This is a genomic window from Chryseobacterium sp. PMSZPI, from assembly GCF_002835665.1.
GTDB lineage: Bacteria > Bacteroidota > Bacteroidia > Flavobacteriales > Weeksellaceae > Chryseobacterium.
Genome location: NZ_PIZV01000016.1, coordinates 48,791 through 66,660 on the forward strand (window position 1 = coordinate 48,791; position 17,870 = coordinate 66,660).

Below are 17,870 nucleotides of genomic sequence, written 5' to 3' on the forward strand. Positions count from 1 at the left end.
TCGTACTTCTAATTTATAATGAGATACACCTGCTTTTATGGATCAAGCGCAAAAGTTGTGGGGCTTAGAATATTTAGATCTGTTTAATTTTAAAATGTAACGCAAAGGATTTTGGATCAGTCTCAAAAGTTGGGGAGGTTGGAATATTTATACCTATATCATTTAAATGTAACGCAAAGTTTTCAGTATTCTTGCGAATTATTTTAGGGAAGCAAAGATTGGAATCAACTTCATTGATTCTTTCTAAGCGTGTGCATATCCATACAGCTTCATCAGCGACTTTGTCGCTTTCTTAGCCTCCTCATCAATAAGGAATCGCTCTTGTCTTTGCGTTTTGTAAAACTACAGAATACATCTTAGGGGCGTAAAGGACAGAACATTTTTTCTCTTCAGATAACCTAACTTTTTGCCTAGTCCACAAGTTTTGCGCCTGATCCAGGATTTCTATTATCAGGTGTTGTATTTTAGGAAGCAAAGGCTGAATCAATTGTATTGATTCTTTCTAAGCGTACGCATATCTACATCGCTTCATCAGCGACTTTTGTCGCTTTCTTAGCTCCCTTATCAATAATGAATTGAATCTTATCTTTGCGTTGAAATTAAATTTCAATATAAAGCCTAGAGAAGTAAAAAGATAATTCATTTTTTTTCTTCAGATTAACTAATTTTTTACCTAGCCCACAACTTTGGGACTGATCCCTTTTTATCATTAGAAGTTATTCTTAAGGCTGGAATAGAAAGTAGCAATCATAGCCATTATAAATATCACCAAAAAAGGAAATATTTCTTTTCTCTTTTTATATTAATGCTTAAATTTGGCTTAGCTAAAAATTAATAACATGAAATTTAATTTACTTTTGAGATGTAGATTCTTATTCAATACTACATTCACCGCTATTCTTTTACCATTTGCCAACTACTCAGTTTTTTGTCAAAACAGAATTATATTTAAATGAATCTCAGGAAAGGAGCAATCAATAAACTCCGTTAAATAAAAATTAATAATTCATATTTAAAAAAGTAGAATTATTACCATTTTACAAAAAAATAAAATAAATTTATCAACATAATCATTTTATGTGTAGATTTACAAAAAAAACTAAAACCAAAATTTCACCATATGAAAACTAATTTATTAGCGAGCCAATTCACAAGAAAAACTATTCTATTGGCCTTATCATTGTTCTTCATGAACAATTTATCTGCACAACTGCTTAACAAATTTTATGCAACCAGCCAAAGTAACCAGGTTGTGGGCATTTGTTTGGGATGCGGTGTCCTGAATCCGGAGTATGCCGTGGATAATTATGACGTTACCTACTCCACTCTACAAGTTTCAGTAGGACTTATTGCAAGAACCGAACAGACTTTGATTTTCGACAAAACCAATATCGCTGCTGATACGAATAAACTTATTATTGGTTTTGGTACAGATAAAACAATGTTGGCAGCACAGATTGCTACGAGTGTCACTATAGAAACTTTTAATGGAGGTGTTTCTAATAACGATTATCAAACCCTTAATTCTAGTAACCTTAATCTTGGGGGAACTGATCCAAGCAGAGGAGAAATTGAAATCACGATGAACAAACCTTTTGATCGTGTTAAAGTAAATCTTAACGGAGGGCTGCTTAGTCTAAATGCTGCACTTAGACTCTATTATGCTTACCAATACAAAGATCCGCATATCACCTTTAAAGCTAACAGCACAGATGGTCAGATCACTCTTGATGGGAAAATTCCTTTTGAAGGATCAGAAGTTAGCTTAATCAACACATTCGGAAGAGAAGTATATCATGGTACATTAAAATCCAACACTTTTGAATCAAGACAACCTGAAGGCATCTATATCCTGAAGGTACAGACAAAAGAAGGTAAAATCTATTCTAATAAAATTATTATTAAATAAACTATCAACAAAAAACCGGCAAACTTTTAAGTTTGCCGGTTTTTTTATTCCTTATATTCTAAAAAAACAAAATAAAAATTCCATAAAAATAAATACACTGACTTGTACTCTTATGGAAAACTGAAGATAAAAAGTCTTACGCGTAAGGTCATTTTAACAAGATAATTATTTAATTCAAGACAAGCCTTAAAGCCTGTCTTTTTACATTTCTCTATTAACGAATGGAATACGATATAAAAAGAATGTAATAAATAAAATATTCACTTATTATTGACATATGATTCACTTTAATTATTTAATTTTGGGCTAATATTAACCTTATATTGCTGCATATGACAGTATCTTTACTACATATTCCCCCAGTAATGATTTATATAATCGAGGAGTTTAACCTGTTTTTAAATTTCCCAATTTCGATCACTTCTTTTATTAAATATATAACCCCCAATATTTTAATTATATGAAAAATTTATTTAACAGCATTCAAAGAGCTGTATTGACAGTCATGATATTTTTAACGAATATTTTTTGTTATGCTCAGCTAGGCAAAACCTATGCGAGTAGTGAGACCCATCAGGTTTCGGGTCCTTGTTTGAGTTGCTCCATAGTAGATGCACAAAATGCCGTAGGAAGTGATGAAAACAATTACGCTGCTTTAAAGATTCCCATTGGTCTTTTTGCCAGTATTGATCAAACCCTTATTTTCTCAGAGCTTGCCCCTAATTTCAGAAAGGTAACTATTGGAATCGGCACTGTGAATACCCCTGTTACATCGTTACCATTAGGAAAAATATCGATAGAAACTTTTAATGGAAATATTTCCAATAATGACGCCACGGTATTAGACAATACAATGGTAAAAACCGATGATCCTAATTCAATAAGAGGAACCATTGAGTTTAACCCTTCAAAACGTTTTGACCGAATCAAGATTTCACTTAGCAGCGGATTACTTAATATGGGTGAAGAACTCAGAATTTATTATACCCATCATCTTCCTGCTCCGTTTACTTCATGTGGAAACCCTCCGCTTGATCCGTTTTCATATTATCCATTTGAAGGAGACATTAAAGATAAAATAATCGGGCATGATCTTTCATCATATCCTGCTGCTCAATTTTCAAGCGGTATATGTGGAACTTCCCTTAAAGCACCATCTGCATATGTTCGTCTCGAAACTCCTACTATAGGGAAAACAGCATTATTAAACAATGGGGCAACCATTTCATTTTGGGCAAAATTAAACACAGTAAGTACTACCATATCTTATATTGCGGTATCAGATTTTCAAGATGCCAGATTATTGATATCTAATTTTGATAACACAGTGTATTTAACTCAACTTAATGGAACTCAACATATCCAAAGTAGTATTACCGCCGATACATACAAACATTATTTATTAACTTTCTCTCCAAATACCGATAATACAACACTTACAGTAAAACTATATATTAATGGAGTATCGGTAGGCCAAATAGACAATTGGAAAACTCCTAAAAACGATGGTACCCTGGTATTCAATATGCAAAATTCGAATATTGATGAAATAATTGCTTACAACAGAGAATTGAATAACACTGAAATTACCCAACTGGTGCAATCTTACAATATTCCAACAAGTCTAACTACTCAAAAAATGGCAATAGCTGATGAAAGCCTCACCATTGCTTCTAATCCAACCCGTGGTCCAATCACACTCGGTGGGAATATCCCATTAACAGATGCAGAAATTTCCATTGCTAATACTTCAGGAAAGGAAGTATACCGTTCAAAGTTCCAAACGAAGACTTTTGAACTGCCGGCGACATTACCGGGAGGAATTTATATTTTTAACCTGAAAACAAAAGAAGGGAAAATGTATTCCAGCAAAATAATTTTGACAAGATAATACACCTTATGAATTATTACATCTAAGACAGGCAAACAAGCCTGTCTTTTTATTTTAATAAAACATAATCTATTATTTTAATAACAAATAATGTAAATCATAATTATTTTATATTAAATTTACATACAATTCATTATTATTTATTAATTTTGACTATTCAGTAAACTACCTCTGTGAAAAGGCATTCATCTTTAGAAAAATTGCCATTTCAAGAGGAATTCAAAGCATTGTACCGGCATACCGTTAAGGGGGAATTGTATATATACACTTATACCCAACCTTACCTTCTTTTTCATCGTTAAATACAACCCAAACAAATATTTATTTTATGAAAAATTTATTCTTGGGCCAATATGCTGTAAAAAAAACAGTATTGGTCACATTGCTATTACTAGTCAACGTTTTATACCAGGCACAACTTGGAAAAACCTACGCAACCAGCCAAACCAACCAGATTTACGGAACTTGTGTTCTTTGTTCGGTTCAAAATCCACAAAACGCAGTAGGAAACAATGAAACGGATTACACTACGTTTAATTTACCTTTAGGTCTCGACGGTGCCAGGATTGAGCAGACATTCACATTTCCATTAGCGCCTGCTTATAGGAAAATATCTATTGGTGTTGGTACTGCTAACACCCCATTATCAGCCAACCGAGAAATCTATGTTGAAACTTTTAGAGGGAATACATCCAATGGAGACAGAAAAAGAGTAGATAATACCATGTTAAAAATATCCCCTAGTGATAACAGAAAAGGAACTATTGAATTTACCACTAATAAACAGTTTGATAAAGTAAATATTTCCATACACAGCGGACTGCTTGGACTTAATTTAGGCAATGAATTTAGAGTATATTATATTCATCATCTTCCCACACAGTTTAGCACATGTAGCAATAATCTGCCTCTTGATCCATATGCTTACTATTCTTTTGATGGTGATATGAGTGATAGAATAAGAGAGTTGAATATTATAACTGCAGGCAATACATTTTCAAATCAATCAAAATGCGGGCAAGCTATCACAGATACAGAAATAACTCTCCCACAAATAATATCATCACACAATCTTATTATTTCATTTTGGACACGATTTAACGAGAACACAAGTGTTTTATCTTTCACCGATACCAATATTGGACTTGGTAGTCTAGATATTAGTCCAAAAACAATCGGCTTTCGTGATTTACCCCTCTACGGAGTACCTACTTCCCTCACTCTTGGTGAATACCACCATTACGTAATAGAATATAACGATCTGGGACAAAATAAGATAGATATATCTATTGCTATAGACGGCACTCAACGTATCTCCAATGTGATAGAGAAAAGCTTCATATATCCAGGCCCAAGCCCTATAAGGATCAATATTGATTCATCAACACAAGTGGATGAGCTTCTTTTGTATGATCGAAAGCTTACTATTGACGAGCTACACGAATTATTAGGATTACCAGAATCATACAGAGTTCCAACAAATTTTACTATCCCACAAGCTCCATTAACAAATGAAATATTCACTGTATCGCCTAACCCTACCACAGGTCAAATCACTCTAGATGGGGATATTCAATTTACAAATTCAGACATTTCTATTACCAATACTTTTGGAAAAGAAGTGTACCGTTCAAAGTTCCAAACGAAGACTTTTGAACTGCCGGCGACATTACCGGGAGGAATTTATATTCTTAATCTGAAAACAAAAGATGGAAAAGTCTTTTCAAACAAAATTATTCTAACTAGATAAATCGTATTAAAAACAATCAATAGAAGGCAGACTTATGAGTCTGTCTTTTTTTATTTTTAATAAATTAAAAGTCAATATTTTATAAACAAATAACCTTACCAATAAAACATTTCACATATAATTGACATATAATTTCCTTTTATATTGTAAATTTGCTCAACACAATAACCAATTGCATTATTTTACATTTATATGAAAAACCAGCTATTCTCACTTTCCCTCATGAAACAAGCATCTGAAAAAGTTTTAATCGAAAATAGCAATACTTCTCAATAGCCTATTTTATCAAATAAAGGCATCATTCCACACCATAAAACATCCAACTTAAATATTAATTATATGAAAAATTTATTTTTTTCCAAAAATACTGTGCAGAAAACAGTATTGACGACCTTATTTCTAACGAGCGCTTTATACTATGCGCAGCTTGAAGAAACCTATGCAAAAGACCAATCCTACAAGATTAGCGGGCTTTGCCTTCTCTGTGGTATAGATAACCCGAATAATATGTTAGGAAGTAATGAAAACGATTTTGCCACTCTAAGGATTCCTATAGGAATCAATGCCAGCATTGAGCAAAGCATAAGCTTCCCGGAGCTTACACCTAATTTCAGAAAAGTAAGTATTGGTATAGAAACTCCTAATATCTCAATAAAAAAACAGGCAGAAAGACAAATTTTCGTTGAATCATTCAATGACAACACATCAAATAATGACAAAACAAGAGTAAGTACAAGTATGCTAAAGCCAGGTTCCAACCCTCAAAAGGGAATCATTGAATTTATACCGGCAAAACGTTTCAACCGAATTGTTCTTACTGTATACGGTGCTCCCATTGAACTGGGATTAGGAAAGGATATCAGAATACAGTATGTTCATCATCTTCCTACACAATTTACAACCAATGGTAACCCACCGCTTGATCCATTAGCTTATTATCCCTTCGATGGAAACCTGGATGATAAAATGAAAGGATTAGACTTTACATCACCTATTAAAAACTTTCATTTCTCAAGCTATGGTAACTATGGACTGGCTGCTACTTCATCAGAAATTACAGCTCCCGAAATGACCTCAGCGGATGAAACTACCTTATCATTTTGGGCTCGTGCTGATAAAGGTAAATCCGTCCAATTCAAGAATTACAATCATGAAGATATTGATATTCTTGTCACAGACAATAAAATATCAATTAAACAAGACGGAGAAACTAAATCCTCTTCCGTTAGTACCAACCAATATAATCATTATGCAATACTATATAAGGAAGGAAAAGATGATGTAACAACATACGTCTACATCAATGGTACGTATAGTTTCATAAAAAATTGGAAAAGAAAAACAACAACACAACCCATGCAAATTAACATATCAGGAGGATTGGATGCTGCATTATTGGATGATGTAATTATATATAACAGAACTCTTACTAACAATGAAATTGCAAAATTAGCAGATCCTTTCGCTATTCCATCAGGCCGCATATCACAAAAAACAACCTTAGCCAGCGAAGTATTCACGGTATCTCCTAATCCTACCACAGGACAAATCACTCTAGATGGGGATATTCAATTTACAGATTCAGATATTTCTATTACCAATACTTTTGGAAAAGAAGTGTACCGTTCAAAATACCAATCTAAAATGTTTGAACTACCGGCTACATTACCGGGAGGAATTTATATTCTTAATCTGAAAACAAAAGAAGGGAAAGGTTATTCTCAGAAGGTTATTCTTAGAAGATAAAAATAAATAACTTTCAATACATACAAAACAAACAAGGCAGGTTATTTATGATAACCTGCCTGTTTTAAAAACATTCCTTTTTTAATAAAGATAAGCGCTTTTTACTCTTACACCATCTTTAAGTATTCTAAGGAATGATATAATTTGTACTGGTATTGGTTTGAGCATATTGTACTGCCCAAGCTATAGCATTTGCATAAAGGAATCCCATATATGAAGTGGTTGTATCAGCCCAAGGTTTTGTTTGAGGAGCTCCTGCCGCATTCATTCCTATTGGGAAGATCTGAGTTCTGACATCCGTAGCACTTCCTCCAAGCCATCCGGAGTCTCCCATATACACAAATCCTAATGAATTATGTTTAAACATTAATGGGGTACTTGCATCATTAAATCTGTTAGCAAGAACAGTCACATTAGATGGCAATCCTGATTTTGTGTAGAATGAAGTATCAGCATAATCGGAACCGATTAGTTTCCCTCTGATATCTCCAAAAGGACCATTTAATAACGGATCATTCACGTTCGTCAACTGATCATATTTGGAACCTGCAATTCTAGTCATCGTAGTACCACTTCCACCACAAATCGCATTGATCAACTTAGGTGTCTGAGTATAATTATATTCTTCCGAATACATCAATACTCCTTTTTTGTTTTGTACAAAATCATTTAATATTGCAATAGAAGCATCATTAGGAACATATGAATATCCTATAATGATAATATCAATATTGTTATTATTAATAAGGTTTTTCAACGCCACCCCTTGTGAAACACCACCAGCAACAATATTGAATCCATTGGTAGGGAAAGTTCCGTTTTGTCCGAAGTTTTGTGAAGATGTAAGAATAGCTCTTGAAGCATAAGTATTATTATCCACAGGAGCATACCATGGCTCTGCAGTAATTCCTAATACATTCATTTTTCTAAATGTTTGACCTCCTACTGTTACACTAAACGTACAAGACTGACCTCCGATATTCACCGTAAAATTAGCAACTCCTGATGCAGAAGGTGTTCCACTGATAGAAAGACTGATGCTTCCGTTTCCGTTCAGTGTCCCTGCAGGAGCTGTTGCGGTAAGTCCGGTTACTCCTGTAGAAGCAATAGAAATAGCTCCATAAGCCTGTCCGGTTGCGTTGGTATATTTGATTACTTTAGTACCATTAGAAGCAGTACCTGCTGTAAAGGTTCCTGTAAGAGCTCCACTGGAGCAATCTAAACTATACCCTGGTGTTGGGCCACATTGATCACATAAACAATTTGACCAACCTGTAGATTTGAATACTCTTACACAACTTAATGTAGAATCATACATAATGGTGCCTATTGCCACATTACCCCCCATCGGATTGATAAGATTTTTCGGATCTGCATTGGTAGGAAGGACCAACCCCATATTATTGGTAGTTTCTTTATTGATGTCTAAAGCACCTCTAGGATTGGCTGTCCCCATCCCCACCTGGGAAAAGACAATATTCACAAAGAATATCATCATTAATAAATAATTTTTTCTTTTCATTACTTAATGTTTTTGGCAAAAGTATATTTTTCACTTTCCTATTTCCAAAAAACCGCCTACACCATATATACCTCAAACGCCATACATATTTTAAAACACTAAGCGACGTACCTACAACAACCACTCAAAAACTCTTTATTTAAAGCAGCTACAAGAACCTCACATTATCAATATTCTTTTCTTTAAAAGTATATTTCCACTATTTCCATGCGTTTATTTTGAAAAATAAAATCCATTTTTATCTTTAAGACATCTAATTATTTTCTAGAAAATGACTTAGTTTGAATACAAATTGATACAAAAAATAAGGCACATTGAGGTATAATTATTTTCATCAATACATTATTTTAATAAAAAAATTGCGAATACAATTTTACTGTTATCGAGTAAATTAAAGTCTGGTTATAAAAATCCGAGGCAGATAAAATCTGCCTCGGATATATCAGTCAAATCTTTGTTTTTTTATAGTGCAAAATAAAATTAGATCGGTTGCGAATAAACTTCTAATGGTTTATTGCATCATCCATGCAACTGCATTAGCATATAATATACTATTGTATACTGTACTTCCTGCTTTTGGTCCTGTTCCGAAGTTCATTTTTGGAATTGGTTTACCGGATGCATCAACACCTGCAGGATAAGATCCTGTTGAAGTATTATTAGCTGCTCCCAGAGGGAAACCTCCGTCACCCCAGAAGAATAGTTTATATGACTTATGAACAAATCCAACAATCTGACCATTATTTGTAGATAAGATATCCACGTTAGAACTATTCATATTAGGGTTCGTATAAGAACTGGCATCATCATTATCATCTCCTACCAATAATCCTCTTGCATCTCCAAATGGTCCATTAAGAATTGGATGATTCACGTTGTTGATATTTTTAATAAAATTAGTTCCTGTAGCAGCAGTAGCAGTTGTTGTACCTCCGAATATTTGATTTAATAATTGGTTAGGCTGTGTCTGCTGAAGGAAGATCATTGCTCTACCTCCTTTATCCAAATAATCTTTAAGAGCAATAGCGTCAGCCACTGTAGAAGTATAATCCCATGTGAAAATAATCATATATGGATTATAAAGTGCAATATTCACAGCCAGCTTATCTTGAGCTACTCCTACAGTTTTGATATCGAATCCCTGAGACGGTACTGTTCCATTAGGCCCGAAGTTACTTGGCGACTGTAAGATCGTGGTTGGTGCTGTTGTATTTCCTGGGTTAGGAGTATACATTCCACCTCCTAAAGACAGGATTGTTCTTTTAGGAATTACTCCTGCGCTTACATTTACTGAGAAACTACATGATTGTCCTGCAATATTTACTGCAAAGAATGCCATACCGGAGGCAGACGGAGTTCCTGTAATAGTAAGGGATACACTTCCGCTACCATTTACTAATGTTCCTGCCGGTGCACTAGCTGTCAATCCACTTACTCCTGTAGAAGCAACTGAGATGGCATTGTAAGGCTGCCCGGTAGCATTCGTATAGTTTATCACTTTTGTTCCGTTACTTAATGTATTAGCAGTAAACGTTCCGGAAACACTTCCTCCTGAACAATCTAATGCAAAACCGGGATTGGTATTACATTGATCACATAAGCAATTTGACCACCCTGAAGGCTTAAATACTCTTACACAGCTTAAGGTAGAATCGTACATAATTGTTCCAATTGCTACATTACCTCCTTTCGGATTAACCATATTTTTAGGATCTGCATTGGTAGGAAGTACCAACCCCATATTATTGGTTGTTTCTTTATTAATGTCTAAAGCACCTCTGGGGTTAGCCGTTCCTATACCTACTTGGGAAAACAAGATATTCGCGAAGAATATCATTAGTAATAAATAATTTTTCATTTGTTGTTGATTTTTCAGCAAAATTATCTTCAACATCCCCATTATACCAAAAAAATACATACGTCATACATACATCAGTTTTCCATATTTATACTGCTTCAAGACTCTACATAGCTTCTACAAATTCATTAAACACAAGTTTAACTTAACATAATGATAGTTTTTTATTTCAACTACTCATAGCACAAAAGTTTATAGATTTTCTTCTAAAAAACAATTTTAACAAATAAAATTTTCCTGTCATATAGACTCTTTTTACAGATTCTCATATTCTGTTTACATAGTTCAATTGTATCAAATTTGAGATTCTTTAGTAAAAAGAGACAGTCATTTTATATAAAATGACTTAGTATTTATAGAAATAGGTCAAAAATCATAATATTTTTCATATAAATCGTTTTTTTTAGATTAAATAAAAAGCCCCGACCTAACAGTCGGGGCAAAATGAAACAAAATTAGCTATGTTAAAAATTAATTTTTAATCAGCTTTTGTTGATAAACTGCTTTATCAGTTACTGCTTTTATAATATACATACCTTTTGGAAGCATATTTACATTGATTTGCCCGTTATTCAATTGAACATTGATGAATTTACCGGAAGCATCATAAATAGAAACATTTATTACTTTCTCCTGAGTTTTAATGTAAAGAACATCGGTAACCGGATTTGGGTAAATACTAAATTCAAGTTTTTTAACGTCTACTGTTGTCAAGGTAGAAGCAATACTGTTTACAGTAAGTGTTTTTTCTACAACTTTACCATTAGAATTAAAACTAATCACGATATCAGCCGTACCGGTAGCAAGCGGTGTGAGTATAAGCTCATCATTAACGTTAATCGTTGCAGACACTACAGATGAGTTATTATTTGATTTTACAGTCTTTACAATGGCAGCAATAGCGTTATCATCATCAGAAATGATTGTTTTCAAGTCGATCGTAGTAACATTTGTGGCTGTCACTTGTGATGGGAAAGCCGAACTTATTACCGGAGCGGTATTATCAGGGAATACAGCCAGCGACGGGAACCAATAATAATCTATTAATGTTTTAGTATCTGTAAGATTACCATTGCTGTCAAATGTGTGGATCCAGTTTTTTTGAAAATGTGCACCATATCCGCTTTCTGTTGTATTTAAAATCAATGCTCCTGTAACTGGGTTCACCCGCAAAGCAGCACCATAAGGAATTTGTTTGTACGTGCTCGTTTGCCCCGGAATGGTGATAAAATTTTCATTAAAAGCTTTAGTTGTTACATCAAATTTAACAATTTGCTTTCCGGGATCCCAGCCACTTCCTGCTTTGATCCAGTATAAAACATTTTCCGTATTACTGGCTGTAAAGCTTCCGGCATTCCATGCTCCCCATGAATCTGAATATTGGGTGGTTGGAATATTATAAGATTGAGTAGCAAAAGTTGTTGGGTGAATATTTATAAGAGTCTGATCCTGAATTGCCCAAATACTTCCGTCTTTAGCCTGAACAATAGAATTGAAAGATCCAGCAATAGTGTGGATCAGTGTATCCGATTTTGGATCGATAATCAAAATTCCTTCACTTTGTTTCACTGCAAATACATATTGTGAGCTACGGATCATATTTCCAATCTGCCCTGAGTATTGCCCTCCTCCACTGGTTGCTGTTCCGGCGATAACGCTACCTACTTGCAGATTATCAATATCAAACAAATAGACTCCATTGGAAGTTCCAATATATCCTTTATGCTCGTTCACTCCTAAGAATGATCTCCCATCTGCCCCTCCAATAGTATTGAAGGTAGCAATTTTTTGCATCGTTTGAGCATTGGCTACAACCAATCTTCCTCCAGGGGTGTATTGTGTATCTCCACCATCAGCAGCTTGTTTTGAAACAAAATAAAATTTATCTCCATAGATAGTTCCAAACTGAGTGGTTGCTCCAAAAGCATGGTTATTATTCACCGTACTATATACACGGTAGTCAATCTGTCCGTTATTTCCGATGAAGTTTACAGAACCATTCGTATGTCCAAACCATTCTTCATTCACCATGAAAAAACCGTCCGTAAAGTTTGTTGTCTTCGCTGTATTTGTTTTTTTGGTCAGATTCATCAGACCGGCAGCAGAAACATAAGGAGAGACTGGAGTCATTGTAGAAGAAATTGGAACAGAATTGAATGAAGGATTGAAGTTCCATGCATCCCAAGAACCATTTTGTAACACACGTGAGGAAGCTCCAACACTAGAATACCCAAAGTTAGGATTGGATGGATTTTTCACCCAATAAGACCAATATCCTTTGGACATCCAACCAGACTCCCAGTGATCATTAGCATCTACAGCGGTATAATCATCAAAATTATAAGCGGATGTATTGACAATACCATTTACCGGATACAAAGGAGAGGCGGTATTTCCATTGTAATATAATGCATTAGCGTTCTGTCCGTCCAGATCAAAGCCAAATCCTCCAATGGCCGTACCTTGTGGTGTACCTTGATACATTAAAGTTAAGAATCTATGATCCGCCTTCGCAATAGCTTTCACCATATCTTCTCCTGTAGCATTTCCATCCCATCTGAATCCCCATACCAAGGCATCCGGATTTTTGCTGTCATTCCATTGTATAACCAGAGCAGCCTGGTTAGATCCAGTTCCTACCCAATACCGGATATCGGAAAAATTGATAGTAGCGGTGGATGCTGCCACCTTAAGCTGGCTTGTCGTTTTCCCCGGAATATCATTTCTGAGGACACCTTGTACTTTGATCTGTGCATTTGTGAAAAATGCGAACAGAAAAAGGACAATCAAAAGATAAAACTTTCTCATTTTTATTAATTTAAATATATTATTTGTTGAATTTTATTTAAAATGCAGATCATAAGCTCCCGCTACTTCGGTAGAAACTTCACCTACCCAACCTGCTTCCTGGTTTATTCCTGTATATACTTTCACAAAATCGATTCCGGGTAGTCTAACGTATTTTCCATTTCGGTCAACAGCCCAGGAAATATCGATATTGGATGCTTCATCTGTATTGGGAACATTATCAGCATATCCAAATTCGTATGATTTTCCTACCCAATAAGAACCTGTTCCGCTTTGATCGTAATAATTATTTTTAAGTCTCGTTCCGGTAAAACTGTAAGAAGCTTCTGAGAGCCACAAGGGATAATAACTTTGTGAGTGGAAGATATTCTTTGTTTTAAATCCATTATTTCCAAGGTTATCTTGCCATTTGATATATTCTGTATCAATTTGCCAGCCTTCATTTCCGGGAACGGGGGATTTGCTTTCATTGGGTTTAAAGTACGTTATGCTATAATTTTTTATGGTAGTGTTTTTAAAATACTCACTTCCAGCTATTTCATACCACTCATTATCGTCCGGCTTTCCATTTTTATTTTTGTCATAAGCTACCATAATGATTCCCGGCTCACAGTTTCCGGAACGGGGATCATTGGCTGCATTTCCAAAAAATGCATTTCCAAGAATTTTAAAATCCCTCCCTTCAAAGTTTGGAATGGTATGATCAAAACCAAAAACAACATATCCACCAAATCCGCCAAGACTCACTGCATATGAGTTTGGTCCAATCAGAGATTTTTTTGCTCTCTGAAGCATATCGGCAGCAGTATTTCCAGTTTCAAATAAAGGAGTATCATTAATGAATTGGCCTACAGCAGGACGAAATTCCAACACTTCAGCAATATATTTACTGTAAGGACTGAGTTCTTTGGTTACAATAATTTTTGAATGATAGATACTTTCATTGCCTTTGTTGATAATTTTCAATGTTAAAGGATAGACAGTTGAAGTAGCACTGATAAACTCCAGCTCCGAATTTTTAGAAATAATGGAATCGTTGATACTCCATGTAATATCTCCTGATGCGTGGGTAGGTATGCTTAATACATTAAGTCTGTCAATTTCATAGGAATCTTCCAATCCATTAAAAACAGAATCTTCCTCATCCATTTCATTGTGTTTACAAGCTACCACTCCTACAAGAAGGCATGATAATATCCCGATTTTTAAGTAGTTAATATATTTCATGTCTGTTAGTTTTATGATTTATATAAAAAAGTGAAATGAGCCGGAATGTTCCCACCTTCAGTTTTCCATTTGAAATGTCCATTTTTATCAAAACAATACACAAAGCCCATGGATACATAGTTTCCGGCATCTGTGATGTAGATATCTTCTGTAATGGGATTTACAGCAATTCCGTATGGTGTTTTGATGATGGATTCATACTGCTGATCAATAATTTTGGTGGAAATAATTTCTTCCGTTTTTACATCGATGATTCCGAATGTTTTTTTATTGGTGTGTGTATTGTAATTGAATTCATTTCCATAGAAATAGAGTTTATCATTTACTATAGTCATTTCACTTACAGCCAGATGAAAATCTTTTTTTACTTTGCCTGTCGCCGCATCAATCAGGAATAAACTAGAAGGTACTGTATAATAATCTCCCCGGGAGCTTACGTAAAGATCTCCGTAATTGTCTTTTTTAAGGCGATGAAGATTGATGGCAACATTTAGCTTTTTTATTTCTGTAAAACTATTCAGATCAATCACTGAGATGGTTTTATCATAGTTTGGAGCCATATATCCTCCTGAATTGGTTACAAAAAGCCGATCTCCTACAATTTCTAATTCTTCCGGCTGATATCCTACTGTTGCTTCCCGTTTTATAGAGAGTGATGCTGTATCTATTTCAACTACTTTTCCTTTAGGCGCCAAAGGATTAATATCTACAGGACCTGCATAGCTGCTAGCATAGGCATTTCCATCTTTAAAGGTTAAATATCTGCAGTTTTGCAACGGAATCGAAGTAATACGTTTGGCTGTCTTTGCATCCAGGATTTCAATTTTATTGGATACGTTTACAACAATATAGAGCTTCCCTCCATAGATTTTGATATCATTTCCGACATCTCCCAATTCTTTTACTACTGAAGGATTTATTTCCGCATAAATATTCCTGTAATAGGTTCCTTTGGTATAATCGAAGAAATCCAATGTACATTTATTACTTCCCATATTTCCTTCATTCAAGACATAGAATCCTTTTATCGCTGTATTTTCCGGAGGAGCAAGGTTTTCTACAACTTCTTTAGGGATGATCACCTCATCGGTACGGCAAGCGATAAAGAGAATGAATACAGAAATTAGCAGGCAAAAGTTGAGTTTTCTCATAATGTGAAATTTAAAATGAGTTTAAAATTTCTCCCCGGCATAGGAAAGTTGATAACAACATCATAATATTGATTAAAAATATTGTTCATCTCGAGGCCTACCTTAAACTGGTGATTACCCCAGTTAAATTTCTTCTGAACAGATAAATCATGAGTGTACCATGGTTGGATATAATTGTAAGGAATATTATCCTGATTCACGTCATAGCGTTCCCCAACATAAATTGTACTATAATTGAAACTCCAGTTTTTATAATCTGCCATCATCACAAAAGATCCGCTGTGCCACGGCGTATAGGGAATCTGATCTCCATAGAAACTATCTGCAGGGTTGGTAATATCTTTGGCTCTTTGATAAGTGTAAGCAAGCAATGGTCTTAGCTTTACATTCCCCAGCATCATTTCTGCCTGAACATTAACATCTGCTCCTACAATTTCTACCATTCCTAAATTCATCATCAGCCAACGGAACATACTTCCATTAGGAGCAGCAATGATTTTATCTTCTACTTTATTATAATATCCATCTACTTTAGCATAGAAAGATTTAAAAAAAGAGTTGTTATATTTTTTCTGATAGGTAAAGCCAAGATCATACTGGTTGGTAAACTCCGGTTTCAATAAAGTATTCCCAATACTGGTGTAATACAAATCATTAAATGTCGGAAGTCTGAAAATTCTTTTATAGAAAGCTCTAAGAGTAAGTTCTGGAACAGCTACAGGTTGGTAGCTCATAAATACGGCCGGTGTCCATTCACTTCTGTCTTCAGGTCTTTTATTTCTTTTTACTTCTTCAAAAGTAAAGGTTCCCAAAACACTTCCCATCAATTTGAATCTGTTCCATTGGTAAGTTGTAGCCAATGCCACTAATGAGGTATATCGGGTAGGAAAAGAAAATCTGTACAATCCTTCGGCATCCAGATTATTATATTGAAAGTCATAATTTAAACTGACATCCCAATTGGTATTTATTGAATATAAATTAGAAGAAGAAACATAAACTTCTCTCTGAATATAAACATTATCCGAAGGTTTAAGATATTGTGATTTTACGGTATCCAAAAAACGTGTATAATCATAAGCAAATTTTGCTTTCAACTGTGTTTCAAACTTTGGAAAGAGCTTTTTCCTGAAGTTGGCCTGAACAAAATAATTTTCATCAAACATTCTGGATCCTCTTGCATTAAAGCGGCCATTAACTATAGATCCGGGCATCCCTCTATTTGAAATATACCCATAGCCTCGAAGGTTCCAGCTTCCGTTATTTAAAGTCCCATTCACTGAAGTTTCAAAGCGTTTTGCCGTAATATCGGAATCTTTTCTTTTGGCAATCGTATCATAAGCAGTAGTGCCGTTCGGATATTTTTTTGCATAACGAAATTTGTAAATCCCATCACTTTGTAAAAATTCTGCACTGAAACTCGCAGAAATCTTTGGCGATATTTTTTGTTCTAACCGGAACGATGGATTGAAAAGATCTATGGAGGCACTTTTTGCCCTTATTACAAGATTGGTCTTTCTGTTTCCTGTAAATACGGGAATTTTTGGTTGTAAATAAATGGAACCTGATGAACCAAAATCTTTTGCAGACTGAAATATTTCACTTTTCTGACCATTGTATAACGAAATTTCCTCCAGGTCATCCAAAGAATATCTTCCCAGATCAACAAGACCGTTCTGTGCATTCCCCAATTGAATACCATCATAAAATACACCTACGTGCTGGCTTCCCAGACTTCGGATATTAATGGTTTTCAATCCCCCTATTCCCCCATAATCCTTAATTTGAACTCCGGAAAAATATCGCAGGGCATCTGCTACGGAATGGCTGTTGAGCCTTTCAAGTTCTTCTCCTTGTAGGGTCTGCGCCGGAAGGATTTCTTTAAAACTCTTTTTATAAATATTAACAGCTTTAATAGTTTCTTCCTTAATGCTGTCTTTTTTCCTGGTTTGGGAAAACAAGAATGGAGATGTTAACACTAATATTGTGAAAACAACTTTGCGGAGTT

The 17,870-nt window shown here is 34.8% G+C and carries 10 protein-coding genes; 4 read left to right on the top strand and 6 right to left on the bottom strand.

Annotated features, from left to right (window positions below; genetic code table 11):
* Positions 1-1,120 precede the first annotated feature (1,120 nt).
* The 4 genes from CW752_RS04010 to CW752_RS04025 all read left to right on the top strand — a co-directional run bounded on the left by CW752_RS04010 (position 1,121) and on the right by CW752_RS04025 (position 7,296).
* A complete protein-coding gene (locus CW752_RS04010) occupies positions 1,121-1,909 on the top strand; it encodes a T9SS type A sorting domain-containing protein (RefSeq protein WP_101238481.1) in 789 nt (262 codons plus the stop codon).
* A 460-nt stretch (positions 1,910-2,369) separates the two neighbouring features.
* A complete protein-coding gene (locus CW752_RS04015) occupies positions 2,370-3,800 on the top strand; it encodes a LamG-like jellyroll fold domain-containing protein (RefSeq protein WP_101238482.1) in 1,431 nt (476 codons plus the stop codon).
* Between the two features lie 328 nt (positions 3,801-4,128).
* Complete coding sequence (locus CW752_RS04020) at positions 4,129-5,550, top strand: T9SS type A sorting domain-containing protein (RefSeq protein ID WP_101238483.1); 1,422 nt, start codon at positions 4,129-4,131, stop codon at positions 5,548-5,550.
* Between the two features lie 339 nt (positions 5,551-5,889).
* The gene (locus tag CW752_RS04025) at positions 5,890-7,296 is read left to right on the top strand and encodes a LamG-like jellyroll fold domain-containing protein (protein WP_101238484.1); all 1,407 of its coding nucleotides are present in this window, start codon (positions 5,890-5,892) and stop codon (positions 7,294-7,296) included.
* Between the two features lie 127 nt (positions 7,297-7,423).
* Here CW752_RS04025 and CW752_RS04030 read toward each other — a convergent pair whose 3' ends face one another.
* The 6 genes from CW752_RS04030 to CW752_RS04055 all read right to left on the bottom strand — a co-directional run.
* The gene (locus tag CW752_RS04030) at positions 7,424-8,818 is read right to left on the bottom strand and encodes a hypothetical protein (RefSeq protein ID WP_101238485.1); all 1,395 of its coding nucleotides are present in this window, start codon (positions 8,816-8,818) and stop codon (positions 7,424-7,426) included.
* Between the two features lie 511 nt (positions 8,819-9,329).
* Positions 9,330-10,676: a hypothetical protein gene (locus tag CW752_RS04035; RefSeq protein WP_101238486.1), complete on the bottom strand. Its 1,347-nt coding sequence runs from the start codon at positions 10,674-10,676 to the stop codon at positions 9,330-9,332.
* Positions 10,677-11,147: 471 nt separating this feature from the next.
* Positions 11,148-13,484, bottom strand: a complete 2,337-nt coding sequence (locus CW752_RS04040; RefSeq protein ID WP_101238487.1) for a DUF5074 domain-containing protein — start codon at positions 13,482-13,484, stop codon at positions 11,148-11,150.
* 33 nt (positions 13,485-13,517) lie between these two features.
* Positions 13,518-14,711, bottom strand: a complete 1,194-nt coding sequence (locus CW752_RS04045; protein WP_101238488.1) for a cell surface protein — start codon at positions 14,709-14,711, stop codon at positions 13,518-13,520.
* An 11-nt stretch (positions 14,712-14,722) separates the two neighbouring features.
* The gene (locus tag CW752_RS04050) at positions 14,723-15,862 is read right to left on the bottom strand and encodes a YncE family protein (protein ID WP_101238489.1); all 1,140 of its coding nucleotides are present in this window, start codon (positions 15,860-15,862) and stop codon (positions 14,723-14,725) included.
* On the bottom strand, positions 15,859-17,870 hold a 2,012-nt coding region (locus CW752_RS04055), incomplete at its 5' end, for a TonB-dependent receptor plug domain-containing protein (protein WP_410493629.1). The genes CW752_RS04050 and CW752_RS04055, both read right to left, overlap by 4 nt.

Coding starts and splice junctions, on each gene's coding strand:
- CW752_RS04010 (WP_101238481.1), top strand. CDS start 1,121: ATGAAAACTAATTTATTAGCGAGCCAATTCACAAGAAAAACTATTCTA.
- CW752_RS04020 (WP_101238483.1), top strand. CDS start 4,129: ATGAAAAATTTATTCTTGGGCCAATATGCTGTAAAAAAAACAGTATTG.
- CW752_RS04025 (WP_101238484.1), top strand. CDS start 5,890: ATGAAAAATTTATTTTTTTCCAAAAATACTGTGCAGAAAACAGTATTG.
- CW752_RS04035 (WP_101238486.1), bottom strand. CDS start 10,676: ATGAAAAATTATTTATTACTAATGATATTCTTCGCGAATATCTTGTTT.
- CW752_RS04040 (WP_101238487.1), bottom strand. CDS start 13,484: ATGAGAAAGTTTTATCTTTTGATTGTCCTTTTTCTGTTCGCATTTTTC.
- CW752_RS04015 (WP_101238482.1), top strand. CDS start 2,370: ATGAAAAATTTATTTAACAGCATTCAAAGAGCTGTATTGACAGTCATG.
- CW752_RS04050 (WP_101238489.1), bottom strand. CDS start 15,862: ATGAGAAAACTCAACTTTTGCCTGCTAATTTCTGTATTCATTCTCTTT.
- CW752_RS04045 (WP_101238488.1), bottom strand. CDS start 14,711: ATGAAATATATTAACTACTTAAAAATCGGGATATTATCATGCCTTCTT.
- CW752_RS04030 (WP_101238485.1), bottom strand. CDS start 8,818: ATGAAAAGAAAAAATTATTTATTAATGATGATATTCTTTGTGAATATT.